Source organism: Microbacterium sp. AB, assembly GCF_032878875.1.
Classification (GTDB): domain Bacteria; phylum Actinomycetota; class Actinomycetes; order Actinomycetales; family Microbacteriaceae; genus Microbacterium; species Microbacterium betulae.
Map to the genome: position 1 here is coordinate 2,844,497 of NZ_CP118157.1, position 13,299 is coordinate 2,857,795.

Genomic DNA, 13,299 nt, shown 5'->3' on the forward strand with positions numbered 1-13,299 from the left:
GTGTCTTCCTTCCTGAGGTGGTCATTTGACGGCTCCAGCTGTCATGCCCTCGACGAAGCGGCGCTGGAGGAGAATGCTGAGGATCACGAGCGGAAGCACGATGATCACAGCGGCGGCGGCGATGAGCGGCTGGTTCGAGCCGCCGTACTCGGCCGTGAAGAACGACAGCCCGAGAGCGACGGGTCGTAGCGACGCGCTGTTGGCCAGCAGAAGCGGCTCGAGGTACATCGCCCACGACCACACGCCGCTGAACACGGCGAGCGTCGCGATGCCCGGGCTCGCGAGGGGGAGCATCACGCGGACGAACACGGTGATCTCCCCCGCCCCGTCGATCCGCGCCGCCTCGCTGATCGCCTCGGGGATGCCGAGGAAGAACGCGCGCATGTAGAACGTCGCGAACGGCAGCGCGAGGGCCACGGCGGGGAGGATGACGCCGAGACGCGTTCCGAGGAGGCCGAGCGCGTCGACGACGTCGTAGACGCCGAACATGATCGAGCTGAAGGGGATGGTCAGGGCCACGACGAGCGCGCCCAGCATGATCGCCCGGCCGGGGAAGCGATAGCGAGCGAGCCCGTATCCCGCCATGGACGCGAGCACGACGACGCAGGCCACGATGGAGAGCGTGTAGACGATGGAGTTCGGCACGGCCACGGAGAAGTTCGCCGTCCGCCATGCCTCAGCGAAGTTCGAGAACGCCCATTCGGGCCATCCGAGCGTCGAGGCCCGGTAGCTCTCCGTCCTCCGGAGCGACGTCACGACGAGCCACACGAGGGGCGCGGCGATCACGACGAACCAGGTGACCATGACGATGTAGCTCACCCACGCCGGCGCGAAGCGCACGGTCTCCTTCGACGGGTTCCAGATGCGGGCTCGCCGCAGGTTCTCAGCGCTCACGACCGCTCCTTCCGCTGATCGCGGTCAGGACGAGCGCGATCACGAGCACGACGCAGGCGAGTGCGGCGCCGTATCCGAACTTCTGCTGCGCGAACGCCTGCGAGTAGGCGTAGGTACCCACCAGCTGCGTGGCGTTGCCCGGTCCGCCCGAGGTCATCACCCAGACGAGGTCGAAGGCCTTGAGCCCCGCGATCAGCGCGAGCATCCGCATGAGGCCGATGTGCTCACGCATCTGCGGGAGGACGACATAGCGGATCCGCTGCGACCGGGACGCGCCGTCGACCAGCGCGGCGTCCAGCAGCGTCGTGTCGACGAGCTGCAGCCCGCTCAGCGAGACGACGACGAAGAACCCGACCGCGATCCACAGCTGCACGCCGAGGAGCACGAAGATCGCCAGAGCCGGATCGGCGAGGGGGCTCGACGCGAGCCACGGGATGCCGAGCGCCTGCCCGATGCCGGCGAAGCCGCCGTTGACCGGCTGCCACAGCCGCAGCCAGACGACGCCCACGATGGCGGGCCCGATCATCTCCGGGATGAGGTAGACGGTCCGGAAGACGACCCATCCTCTCGGCCTCGACCACAGGAGCAGCGCGAACGCGAGACCGAGACCGACGGCCAGGAGCAGCACGCCGATCCACAGCAGGTTTCGGACGAGAGCCGCCCAGAACGCCGCATCGCCGAACAGGGCAGCGAAGTTCACGAGCCCGACGAAGTCGCGTTCCAGGGAGAAACCATCCCAGTCGTGCAGCGCGAGCCGGACGGTCGACACGATCGGCGCGACGACGAAGACCAGGACGATCACCGCCGCCGGTGCGATGAAGAGCAGTCCCGGCGCAGCACGGCGGATCTGCCGCCGCCTGCGTGGACGGACGTCGGTGACCGACGGCGCGACGAACGGGACCGCGGCGGCGAGAGCGACACGGCTCACTGATCCTCCTCCCACGCCTTCTGCAGCTCCTCCAGGTAGGAGTCGAGCGTGCGCTGGCCGTCGAAGGTCTCCTGGCCCATACGGCCGAGCTGATCGTTGAACGCCGAAGAGCTGACGAGGTCGATCGACACCCCGGTCTGATCGCCGTCCTCCACCAGCTGACGGACGGCCTGCTTCAGCAGATCCGGCACCTCGAGCGATTCGGGGTCGACGCCCGTGAGAGGTGGAATCCAGCCCACCTCCTCGACGAGGCGCTGCGGGATGTCGTCGCTGAGCCAGAAGTCGACGAACTCGGCTGCGGCGTCCTTGTGCTCGCTCTTGCTGTTGATGGCGAAGGCCGACCCCATCCCCTGCTGGTAGAACCGGCCCTCGCCGCCCTCCACCGCGGGGAACGGATCGAACACCCAGTCCTCGTCGGGGGCGTCCTTCAATAACTGCACGATGTCGCCCGTGAACTTCGGCGTGCTCGCCAGCGCCTTGCCGGACACGAGGAGGTCGTACGCCGCCGTGCCGTCGAGTGTGTTCATCTCGGGGATGAAGCAGCCGGCGTCCTTCGCGTCCTCGAAGATCGTCGCGAGGGCGTCGCGGATCTCGGGATCCGTCCACTCGCCCGACTCGTGTGCGACGAACGCCCGCTCCGCTTCGGGGCCGAGCATGTTCACGATCGGCAGGCCGAGGTAGAAGTAGTAGATCCAGCCGCTGCCTCCCGCTCCCGTCGCATACGGCACGAAGCCCTTCTCCCGCGCCTGGCGGCAGTAGGCGAGCATCTCGTCGGTGGTCGTGGGGATCGTCAGGCCGTTCTCCTCGATCAGCGTGCGGTTGTAGAACACCCCCGAAAGCTCCGCCTCGATGCCGATGCCGTAGAGCTCGCCGTCGGAAAACGTCGTCCACTCCAGCCCGGCCTCCGTGCCCTTCTCCTGCCAGCCGTACGCGTCCTCGTACTCGGCGAGATCCTCCACGAGCCCTGCGCTGAAGAGCTCGCGGACTGTTCCGACCTCGGCGTAGACGACGTCGGGGACGCTCTGGCTGCGCAGCGCGTTCTTCGCGAGCGAGTCCAGCTCCTGAGCCTGGTAGATCTCGACCTGCACGTCGATGTCGGGATGCCCCTCCTCGAACTCGGCGATGAGTCCGTCGAGAGCGGCCTGCTGGTCTTCGTTCCGGATCTGGTCCCAGAACACGAGCGTCTCTCGTCCATCGCCCGCACCCGCCGAGCAGCCGCTCAGCGCGAGCGCGCCCACGACGCCTCCGATCAGAACGCGGAATCGTGTCGTCCGTCTCATGGTCACTCCTCATCGAGTCTTCGTCGGCGCGCACGACCGTCTCACCGCGCGCATGCGCGGCGAGGAGAGGGGCGGCCTGGATCGGGCAGTCCTCGTGGACGACGGGCCTTCGCTGGCCGGTCCTGTCGAGGGACGTGCCTTCATTCTGCGAGGAGGCGAGGACGACGCTCAAGCGATCGGGGTCTCAACCTCGGCAAAGGTTTCCGCGAGCGGCGGCCGGGCGCACCGGACGGCGGCGTCAGGGCGTTCCGGGTGGAGTGCGTGCCGCGGCCTCTCCGCACGGACAAGGCGGCCGGCATGAGCCGGCCGCCTTCTTCACCGGACGGGGTGCTGAGGGATGCGACGGCGTCAGGCCGCGCGACTCAGCGAGCCCTGCGTGGCGTCGCTCACGAGCTCACGCCCCGGCGACGGCTCCGACGAGAGGTCGAGGCCGTGATGGGAGTTCGCCGCGTCCATGAGGCGGGTCAGGAGATCGCGGTCGAGGCCGCCCACCGCATCCTCGTCCGTCACGAAGCGGATCGGGATCGACGGCTGCACCCAGACGGTCTCGCGCCCGCGCCCGCGCGCCGACATCCAGGACACGCAGAACGACTCGCCCCGCCGGAGCTTCGTGATCGCGACGGTCTGCACGTGCGCGAGGAGCCCGTCCTCGATCTCGATCGCCTCGCCGCTGGTCCCGTAGAAAATCCTGCCCATGATGACCCCCTCATCGATGGCGGGGCGTCACGTGAAGACCCCGACGACATGGACTTTACTAGCTGAACTAGCGATCTGGAAACCCGATATCTTCCCTGGCTAGGCTCTTCGACCGGGCACCGCCGCTCGGGCGACCCGGACGGTCACGCCCTTTTCACGAAGACGGTCGATGTGCCGCTGATCGGTGCCGGCATCGACGATCACGACGTCGAAGTCCGCGATGGGCATCATCGCATGCAGGGCGCGCTTGTCGAACTTCGTGCCGTCGGTCAGCAGCACGCGTCGGTCGGCCGATTCGAACATCGCCCGCTTGACGTCGACCGTCTCGAGCGTCTGGTGGAAGCAGATGTCGTCGACGATGGCCGACGTGGACATGATGAACAGATCGGCCCGCAGCTCGGCGATCTCCCGCACGGTGATCCGGCCCATGAAGGCGCTGCACCAGTTGTGATACTCGCCGCCGAGCCCGATGAGCTCGACGCCCCGCGTGCTGCGCAGGTCGTTCATGATCGTCAGCGTGTTCGTGATGACGGTGAGGGGCGTCTTCGCGTGCAGGTGCGGCACGAGGTGCAGCGTCGTGGTGGAGTCGTCGAGCATGATGGCCTGTCCGGGCTCGACGTGCTCGAGCGCGGCGAGGGCGATCGTCTCCTTCTCCGTGCGCTGTCTGCTGGCGCGGTAGACGTCGCTCGACTCCACGAGGGACGTCGATGTCGCGGTGGCGACGCCGCGGCTCTTGCGGAGCAGGCCTCGATCCTCGAGCTCGTCGAGATCGCGGTGCACGGTCATGCTGCTGATGCCGAAGCGCTCCGCGAGCTCCTCGATCCGCACCGACCCCTCGGCCATCACCGTCTCGCTGATCGCGAGCTGCCGCGCCTGCTGCCGGCTGGATCGCGACGCCGGATCGGGAACGCTGCGTGCCATGGCATCCCCTCCTTCCGGACTCACCGTATCGCGGCGGCCTCGTCGAGCATGACCGCCACCGCCGCGGGATCATGCGCGAACCTGCCGAGGAAGAGCCCGTCCGCGCCGGCGGCGATCGTGGCCAGCAGGCCCGGCCCCGCGCTCCCGCCGTAGATCACCGGCACGCGACCGGTGACGGGCAGATCGGCGATGCGGCGCTTCATCGCGCGCACGACGTCCACGACGTGATCGGGCGGGGCGGGCTCCGCCCGTCCGATCGCCCACTCCGGCTCGTACGCGATGACGAGGTCGCCGACCTCTTCCGCCTCCGCCAGGACGGATTCGAGCTGTGCCGCGCACACCTCTGCGGCGCGTTCGGCGCTCTGACGCGAGCGCTCCCCCACGCACACGACAGGGGTCAGCCCGTTGCGCACGGCGGCGGCGAGCTTCCTCCGAGAGACCTCCTCGCCCTCGCCGAACACCGCTCGGCGTTCGGCGTGCCCGATCTCGACGTACCGGCATCCCAGCTCGGCGAGATCGGCCCCGCTGACCGCCCCCGTGAACGGCCCGCGATCCTCCCAGAAGAGATCCTGCGCGCCATAGGCGACGGGCGAGCCGGCGAGGGTCGCCGACACCGCCGCGAGCGCGGGGAGCGCGGGGAGCGCGAAGACCTCGACCGCGCCCGAGCGCACGGCCGGATGCGCCGACGCCTGTGCACCGATCGCCGCGGCCCACTCGGCGCTCTCGCGCACGCCGAGGTACGCCTTGAGGCTCACCCCGAGCGTCACGGGGAGGCGCCCGGCGCCGGGGCGCTCGTCAGTCACAGGTTCCGGTGCTCTCGTACCCCTCGATCACGGCGACCTTCTCCGCCGACGCCGAGGAGTCGTCGAACTCATAGCCCAGCCACTCCCTGGCGAGACGACGAGCGAGCTCGAGCCCGACGACGCGCTGGCCGAACGTGAGGACCTGCGCGTTGTTGCTGAGCACGCTGCGCTCGACGCTGTAGCTGTCGTGGGCCGTGACGGCACGGATGCCGGGCACCTTGTTCGCCGCGATCGCGACGCCGAGGCCCGTGCCGCAGACGAGGAGCGCCCGGTCCGCTGCTCCGTCTCGGACCCTCTCGGCGGCGGCGATCGCCACGACCGGATAGGCGGTGTGCCCATCCGGGTCCACCCCCACGTCGATCACCTCCGACACGCGAGGATCCTTCTCGAGGTCGGCTTTGAGCGCCTCCTTGTAAGCGAGACCTGCGTCGTCGGATCCGACGACGATACGCCAGGTACGGGTCATGTCCCCTCCTCATGGTTCCGTGCGAGCGCATCGCCCGCAGCCGTCATCGCGCGCGCGAAGGAGATCGCTCCCGGGTCGGGCGTGCCCGCGCTCCGCTTCACGTGCGAGCGGGCGCGGCCCAGGCGCGGAGCCAGATCGGCCGTCGCGCGGGCCGCCTCCGTCGCCGCATCCGCCGCCGCCGTCCAGGCCTCGGCGAGCGCGTCGTCGTCCTCCACGGCCGCGGCGAGCGCCTCGGCGAACGGCACGAGCGCGTCCACCAGCGTCTTGTCGCCGATCTCGGCCCCGCCGAAGCCCTGGATCGTCGCCCTGGCCGCGTGCACGGCCTCCGCGACATCCGCCGGCGCGGGCGCCGCCCCGTCGCCGAGCCGCTCCCCCGCGGCACGGAGCCCCGCGCCCCAGAGCGCGCCCGAGGTGCCGCCGGCGCGATGCGCCCACGCGTCCCCCGCGCGGACGAGAACGGTGCCCGCCCCGGCGCCGGCCTCGACGGCATCCTCGGCCGCCTCCGCCGCGGCCCGCGCGCCGCGCTGCATGCCGATGCCGTGGTCACCGTCGCCCGCGATCGCATCCAGCCGTCCCAGCTCGTCCGCGTCTCGGTCGATCACGTCGCGCACCGCGGCGATCGCGGCGCTCACGATCCTTCCGGCCTCGGCCGATCCGTCCGCCGACGGCGCCACGTCCTCGGTCTCGACGGGGTCGCGCGCGTCGTCGTCGAGCCTCGGTCCGCTCGGCCTCACGGCGCCCTTGCGGTACGCCGCGGCGTAGGCGGGCGACGTCCAGGCCTGCTCGAGATCGTCGTCGAGCCAGAAGAGGGTGAGCGAGATGCCGGCCATCTCGAAGCTCGTCGCGTACTCCCCGACCTCCGGGTCGACGATCGTCAGGCCCTCCGCCTCGAGCAGCTCCGCGACCGCGCCGTAGACGACGAAGAGCTCCTCGCCCTTCACCGAGCCCAGACCGTTGAGGATGACGCCGACGCGCGCTCCCTCTGCGGCGGGGACGTCGTCGGGGCGCTCGCCCAGCAGCGTCTCGACGAACAGCACGGCGAGCTCCCGTGCTGTCGGCAGCGGACGCGTGTCGATGCCGGGCTCGCCGTGGATCCCGATGCCGACGCCCATCTGGCCGTCGGGCACGGTGAAGAGCGGCTCTGCGGCGCCCGGGAGAGTGCAGCCCGAGAAGGCGACGCCGAGCGAGCGGGTGCGGTCGTTGGCGCGGAAGGCGAGATCGGTGACGTCGTCGAGCGGGAGCCCTCGCTCGGCGGCCCACGCCGCCGTGCGGAACACGACGAGGTCGCCCGCGATGCCGCGGCGGCTGTGCCTCTCGTCGGGCCCGGCGCTCGAGACGTCGTCCGTGACCCGGACGGTGCGGACGGGAACGCCCTCGTCGCGCAGCCGCTTCTCGGCGAGGCCGAAGTTGAGGACGTCGCCGGCGTAGTTGCCGTAGCTGAGGAGGACCCCGGCTTCGGTCGCGACCGACCTCGCGACGCCGTGCACCTGCTGGGCACTCGGAGAGGCGAAGACGTTGCCCAGCGCGGCGGCGTGGGCGAGCCCCGGGCCGACGAGCCCCGCGAAGGCCGGGTAGTGGCCCGACCCGCCGCCCACGACGACGGCGACCTCCCCGGGAGGCGTCGCCGTCGCCCGTGCGACGCCTCCCGGCACGTGGCGCACGACGTCGCGATGCGCGGCGACGAACCCTGTCGTCGCCTCGTCGGCGAAGCGCTCCGCATCGTTCAGGACATAGCTCATGATGCCTCTCGTGGGTCGTTCCGCCGGGTCATTCGGCGTACGTGAACGGGCCCGTCATCTTGTCGACGTTGTCCGGCGTGATGAGGATGCAGTCGAACGCCTGCTTCTCCGTGTCGGGCTCGGCGCCCGTGCGGATGAACTCGTCCGCGAGCTTCACGGCCTCCTCCGAGAAGACCGCGACGGGCTGCAGCACCGTGTAGGCGAGCTCGCCGGCCTCGATGGCCGCGACGGCGTCCGGCGCGCCGTCGAAGCCGCCGACGACGACGCCGTCGAGCCTGCCGGCCTCCTTCAGCGCGGCGATCGCGCCGAGCGCCATCTCGTCGTTCCCCGCCATCACGCCGTTGATGTCGGAGTTCGCCTGGAGCAGCGACTGCATCTTGTCGTGGCCCTCCGTGCGGTTCCAGTTGGCGACCTCGGTGCCCACCTGGACGAGGTCGGGGTACTGGCTGATGACCGTCGTGAAGCCGTTGGACCGCGTCTGGGCGTTGTTGTCGGACGGGGCGCCGAACAGCTCGACGTAGTTCCCCGCCTCGCCGATCTGCTTGACCCACTCCTGCGCGCCGAGGGCGGCGCCCTGAGCGTTGTTCGACACGAGCTGGGCCTTCGCGAGCCCCGCCTCGTTGATCTCGGCGTTCACGAGGAAGACGGGGATGCCCGCGGCGTCGGCCTTCTTCACCGCGCCGATCGAGCCGTCCGCGTTTGCCGGGTCGAGGATGATCGCCTTCGACTGGTTCGAGATGGCCGTGTCGATGAGGGTGTTCTCCGTGTTGGCGTCGCCCTTGTGCGCGCCCACGGTGGCCTCGTAACCGAGCTCCTCCGCCGTGGCCTTCGCGATGTCGCCCTCGGTCTTCCAGTACGGGTTGGCGGGGTCGTTGACGATGATCGTGATGAGGCCGCCGGCCTCGCCATCGCCCGACCCGCCCGCGTCGTCGGTCCCGCTGGAGCAGGCCGAGAGGCCCAGCGCCAGCGCGACCGCGGCCGCGAGGGCGGTGAGTGACTTTCTGCGCATCATTGTGCATTTCCTTTCGTGGAGACGCCCTGCTGCGACGATGCGGCGGGCGACGGGTCGGAGGGCGCGGCGGGGGCCGCGTTCGCAGCAGGCCGGGGACGACGGCCGTACTGCAGGGAGTTGAGCAGGACGGCGACGACGATCACCGCGCCCATGAAGACCATCTGCCAGTAGGCCGAGACGCCCACGATCACGAGGCCGTCCGACAGGAAGCCGATGACGAACGCGCCGAGCAGGGTGCCGCGCACCGTGCCGCGACCGCCCGTGAGCGCTGCGCCGCCGATGACGACCGCGGCGATGGCGGTGAGCTCATAGGTGTTGCCCGCCGTGGGGCTCGCGCTCGTGAGCGTCGAGGCGAGGATGAGCCCGGCGACGGCGGCGCAGACGCCCGAGATCACGTAGACCCACACCTTGACCTTCCGGACGGGCACGCCCGACAGCTCCGAGGCGCGCTCGTTGCCGCCCGAGGCGTAGAGCCAGCGGCCGAACGTCGTCCGGCTGAGCACGAAGCCGAGGATCAGGGCGATCACGCCCATGATGAGGACGCCGATCGGGATGCCGAGGATGCGGTTGAAGCCGAGCCAGTCGAAACCCGTGTTCCCGAGGGCCTCGTCGCCGTCGAGGTCGTTGACCGTGAGCCCGTTCGTCATGAGCAGCGCTGCGCCGCGGACGACGTAGAGCATGCCGAGCGTCGCGACGAAGGGCGCCACGTTGAAGCGCGAGACGAGCACGCCGTTGACGAGTCCGACGAGCGCGCCCACCCCGCACGACAACAGCACCACGACGGGCAGGCTCGGGTACAGCACGACGCCGAAGAGGTTGATCGGCACGCCCTGGACGAGGTATCCGGCCACGACCGCGGCGAACCCGAGCGTGGAGCCGACGGAGAGGTCGATCCCGCCGTTCAGGATGACCATCAGCATCCCCAGGCCGAGGATCGCGTAGATCGCCACGTGCGACGCCATGATCAGCAGGTTGTCGATCGTGAGGTAGTTGGGCGAGAGGAGGGAGAACACCACGATGATGAGGATGAGCGCGAGGAAGGCCCTCCCCTCGAGGAGGAGCTTCGCCAGCGAGAACTGCTTGCGCTTCTCGATGATCGCGGTGGTGGTTGTCGTCGTCATTGTCCGATCCGTTTCTCAGGTCCTGGCGATCAGGCGGCGACGGCCTCGCCGGAGGCGGCCATGATCATTTCCTTCGTCGCATCGGCGCCGAACTCCGCGGAGATGCGGCCGCGGCGCAGCACGACGATCCGGTGGGCGATGCTGAGGCACTCCCCCACCTCGGAGGTGGAGTACACGACCGTGAGCCCTTCGGCGGCATGGGAGGCGAGCAGCCGGAACACCTCGCCCTTCGCACCGACGTCGATGCCCCGGCTCGGCTCGTCCAGGAGCATGACGCGGGGGCTCGTCGCGAGCACCTTCCCGATGACGACCTTCTGCTGGTTGCCGCCGGAGAGCGAGCCGATCGGCACGTCGGGCCCCGCGGTCTTGACCGTCACGTCGGTGACCATCCGCTGTGCGAGTCGCTTCTCCCGCCGTGGGGACAGCACACCCCGCACGAGGCAGTCGCGGAGGCTCGCGAGCGTCAGGTTCTGGCCGACGCTCATCGTCTGGACGAGCCCGTCGCGCTGCCGGTCCTCCGGCACGAGGCCGATGCCCCGCTCGATGCGCTCGGCGATCGTCTCCGTCGTGAGCCGCTCGCCGTCGAGCGCGACCGTCCCTCCGGCGATCTCGCCGCGGCCTGCGATCGCCTCCAGCAGCTCCGTGCGTCCCGATCCCATGAGTCCGTACAGGCAGACGATCTCGCCCCTGCGGACGTCGAGACTGAGCCCGTCGACGATCGCACGCTCCGGGTTCTCCGGATCGAGCACGCGCAGTCCGCGGACGCTCAGCGCGACGTCGCCGAGCTCGTGGCCCGTCGGCGGGCTGCCGAGGTCGAAGTCGTCGCCGACCATGTTCCGCACGATCCAGTCGAGGTCGATGTCCTGTCGCTCGCCGCGCGCCGTCATGGCGCCGTCGCGCAGGACCACCGCGTGGTCGGTCACCTCGAGCGCCTCCTCGAGGTGATGGGAGATGTACACGATCGCGACTCCTCGGGCGAGGAGGTCGCGGATGATGCCGAAGAGCACCTGGACCTCGGCCGCCGCGAGCGCCGACGTCGGCTCGTCCATGATGAGGATGCGGGCGTTCACGGAGAGAGCACGCGCGATCTCGATGATCTGCTGCTGGCCGACGCGCAGGTCGGAGACGATCGTGTCGGGCTCGATGGGCAGCTGCAGCTCCTCCAGCAGCGCGCGCGTCTGGCGCGTCTCCTCCGCATAGTCCACGCCGACCGGCCCGGGGATCTCGCGCCCGAGGAAGATGTTGTCGCGCACCGAGAGGTTCGGGGCGAGGCTCAGCTCCTGGTGGATGATCGAGATCCCGCGGTCGCGGGCATCCGTCGTCGACGAGAACGACACCGGCTCGCCCTCGAGCACGATCTCGCCCGAGGTCGGCTGCTCGACGCCCGAGAGGATCTTCATGAGCGTCGACTTGCCCGCGCCGTTCTCGCCGAACAGCGTCGTGACCGTCCCCTTGCGGATCTGGAAGTTCACGCCCTTGAGGGCGCGGGTCCCTCCGTAGTTCTTGACGATGTGCCGGGCCTCGAGGACCACACCGTCGAATGCGTCGCTCACTGGACCTCCAGGGTGACGGGCGTGACCAGCCATGCGGCGGGGTTCACGAGCGTGAACGCACCGGTGACGGTGACCGTCGCCCCTGCGAGCCCGTCCGTGTCGACGTCGGAGAGGACCTGCGTCTTGAGCTCCTCGTTCAGCGCCGCGGCGGCGTCCTGGTAGTCGATCTGGTTCACGAACTCGCCGAACTGGATGTCGCCCGTCGCGTCGCGCAGCTCGGTGCCGTTGATCGCGGGCCCCGTCTGGACGCGGATGAGCAGGTCTTCCGGAAGGCCGTCGACCGCCACCTCGTAGATGCCCGACTGCCCCTCGCCCACGACGCCCGTGAAGGTCGTGCTGTAGACGGGGCCGCCCGAGCTCGCCACGGCGTACTCCTCTGCGGCGGCGTCAGGATCCGCCGCGATCGCCTCGGCGAGGACGGTCGCGTCGACCGCCTGCTCGACGACGCCTTCCTGCACGGCGGGGAACTCGTCGGCGCCGAACGTGGTGGGGTCGAACTCCTCGGTCCCCTGCACGAGGGGGTCGTCCGCCGGGACGACCCTCGTGCCGAGGACGACGCCGAGGACGACGAGGACGACGACACCGATGCGGATGCCGCGCCTCGCGGTCTTGGAGAGTCTGGTGCGCGAGCCCCTGGTCTCGGGCTGCGCCGTGGTCGTCTGCGCGCTCATGGGATCAGCACCCGCGACTCGGTGTCGTTGGGCCGGATCTGGAGCTTCCGCCCGTCGCCCTTCCGGAACAGGTCGAGCGCCTCGGCATAGTCGTCGAGGACGAAGGAGTGGCTGATCATGGCCTTCGCGTTGATCGCGCCTGCCTCGAACATCTCCACCGCGCGACCGAAGCTGTTGAGCACCGCCATCGTGCCCACGATCGAGATCTCGTCGCGGTAGACGCGGAAGGGGGAGAACTGCGCCGTGCGGTCCGCGGGGGCCACCCCGAAGTCCTGGAAGAACCCCGCGGGCTTGACCCTCGTCAGCGCGTCCTCGATCGCGCGGATGTTGCCCGTGCAGTCGATGACCACATCCCACTTCTCGCGTTCCGCCTGGTCGGCCGAGGTGTACCGCAGCTCGATGCCGCACTCGGCGGCCGTGCGGAGCCTGTCCTCGTTGAGGTCGACGATCGTGACGGACGCGGCGCCCGTGCGCGTGGCGAGCTGCGCCATGAGCAGGCCCATCGTGCCCGAGCCGTAGACGAGCACGTGGTCGCCCAGACGGCGCGGCAGGACGTCCCACCCTCGGATGGCGCACGCGAGCGGCTCGATGAGCGCGGCCTCGAACAGGTCGGTCTCGGGCCTCAGCCTGTAGACGTTCCCGGCGGGGGCCGTGAAGTACTGCTGGGATGCGCCGTCGGAGGCGACCACTCCGAGACCGTTCCAGAAGCGGCAGAGGTTCTGATGCCCGTTGAGACAGAACTCGCACTCGCCGCAGGTCGTGCTGGGGTTGACGGCCACATGGTCTCCGACCCGGAAGTCGAACACGCCGTCGTTGACGGCCTCGCCCAGCGCGACGATCGTGCCCGTCGCCTCGTGGCCCGGCACGAGAGGGAACACGGTCCCCTCGAACTCGCCGTCGAAGACGTGCGTGTCGGTGCCGCAGATCCCGACCGCTGCGGTCTCGATGAGGATCTCCTTGTCGCCGGGAACGGGCTTCTCCCGCTCCTCGAGGGCGAGCTCGCCCTCCGCTGTGAAGACAATCGCGCGCATCTCTGCTCCCGTTCGGGTCGCCCGCCCTCGATGGCGGACGTTCGGTGTCGTGTGCCCGTGCTCTCGCCGCGTCGCTCGAGCCGTGAGGGCTTCGGGGCCGTACCCCATGTGATGTTTCGCCAGTTTCCTTACCAGCTCACGTTAGAAACACCATAAGTTGCGATATGCTCGCTGTCAATCATCA

13 protein-coding genes are annotated in these 13,299 nt (G+C 69.8%); all 13 read right to left on the bottom strand.

Annotated features, from left to right (window positions below; translation table 11 throughout):
* Positions 1-21: 21 nt before the first annotated feature.
* Complete coding sequence (locus N8K70_RS13450; protein ID WP_317138856.1) at positions 22-894, bottom strand: carbohydrate ABC transporter permease; 873 nt, start codon at positions 892-894, stop codon at positions 22-24.
* Positions 884-1,822, bottom strand: coding sequence for a carbohydrate ABC transporter permease (locus N8K70_RS13455; protein ID WP_317138857.1), 939 nt, complete (start codon positions 1,820-1,822; stop codon positions 884-886). The genes N8K70_RS13450 and N8K70_RS13455 overlap by 11 nt, the downstream gene beginning before the upstream one ends.
* Positions 1,819-3,102, bottom strand: a complete 1,284-nt coding sequence (locus N8K70_RS13460) for an ABC transporter substrate-binding protein (RefSeq protein WP_317138858.1) — start codon at positions 3,100-3,102, stop codon at positions 1,819-1,821. The genes N8K70_RS13455 and N8K70_RS13460 overlap by 4 nt, the downstream gene beginning before the upstream one ends.
* 348 nt (positions 3,103-3,450) lie before the next feature.
* A complete protein-coding gene (locus N8K70_RS13465) occupies positions 3,451-3,798 on the bottom strand; it encodes a DUF7882 family protein (protein WP_317138859.1) in 348 nt (115 codons plus the stop codon).
* A 99-nt stretch (positions 3,799-3,897) separates the two neighbouring features.
* A complete protein-coding gene (locus tag N8K70_RS13470) occupies positions 3,898-4,719 on the bottom strand; it encodes a DeoR/GlpR family DNA-binding transcription regulator (protein ID WP_317138860.1) in 822 nt (273 codons plus the stop codon).
* A 20-nt stretch (positions 4,720-4,739) separates the two neighbouring features.
* The gene (locus N8K70_RS13475) at positions 4,740-5,522 is read right to left on the bottom strand and encodes a triose-phosphate isomerase family protein (RefSeq protein WP_317138861.1); all 783 of its coding nucleotides are present in this window, start codon (positions 5,520-5,522) and stop codon (positions 4,740-4,742) included.
* Positions 5,515-5,988 carry a ribose-5-phosphate isomerase gene (locus tag N8K70_RS13480; protein WP_317138862.1) on the bottom strand — a complete coding sequence of 158 codons (474 nt, stop codon included), beginning with the start codon at positions 5,986-5,988 and terminating at the stop codon, positions 5,515-5,517. The genes N8K70_RS13475 and N8K70_RS13480 overlap by 8 nt, the downstream gene beginning before the upstream one ends.
* Positions 5,985-7,727 carry a dihydroxyacetone kinase family protein gene (locus N8K70_RS13485; RefSeq protein ID WP_317138863.1) on the bottom strand — a complete coding sequence of 581 codons (1,743 nt, stop codon included), beginning with the start codon at positions 7,725-7,727 and terminating at the stop codon, positions 5,985-5,987. Before N8K70_RS13485 ends, N8K70_RS13480 begins: the two co-directional genes overlap by 4 nt.
* Positions 7,728-7,755: 28 nt before the next feature.
* The gene (locus N8K70_RS13490; RefSeq protein ID WP_317138864.1) at positions 7,756-8,739 is read right to left on the bottom strand and encodes a D-ribose ABC transporter substrate-binding protein; all 984 of its coding nucleotides are present in this window, start codon (positions 8,737-8,739) and stop codon (positions 7,756-7,758) included.
* On the bottom strand, positions 8,736-9,860 hold the full coding sequence (locus tag N8K70_RS13495) for an ABC transporter permease (RefSeq protein ID WP_317138865.1): 1,125 nt from the start codon (positions 9,858-9,860) through the stop codon (positions 8,736-8,738). The genes N8K70_RS13490 and N8K70_RS13495 overlap by 4 nt, the downstream gene beginning before the upstream one ends.
* Positions 9,861-9,889: 29 nt before the next feature.
* Complete coding sequence (locus N8K70_RS13500; RefSeq protein ID WP_317138866.1) at positions 9,890-11,413, bottom strand: sugar ABC transporter ATP-binding protein; 1,524 nt, start codon at positions 11,411-11,413, stop codon at positions 9,890-9,892.
* Complete coding sequence (locus tag N8K70_RS13505; protein WP_317138867.1) at positions 11,410-12,084, bottom strand: DUF2291 family protein; 675 nt, start codon at positions 12,082-12,084, stop codon at positions 11,410-11,412. The genes N8K70_RS13500 and N8K70_RS13505 overlap by 4 nt, the downstream gene beginning before the upstream one ends.
* On the bottom strand, positions 12,081-13,115 hold the full coding sequence (locus N8K70_RS13510) for a zinc-dependent alcohol dehydrogenase family protein (RefSeq protein ID WP_317138868.1): 1,035 nt from the start codon (positions 13,113-13,115) through the stop codon (positions 12,081-12,083). Before N8K70_RS13510 ends, N8K70_RS13505 begins: the two co-directional genes overlap by 4 nt.
* Between the last annotated feature and the right edge of the window lie 184 nt (positions 13,116-13,299).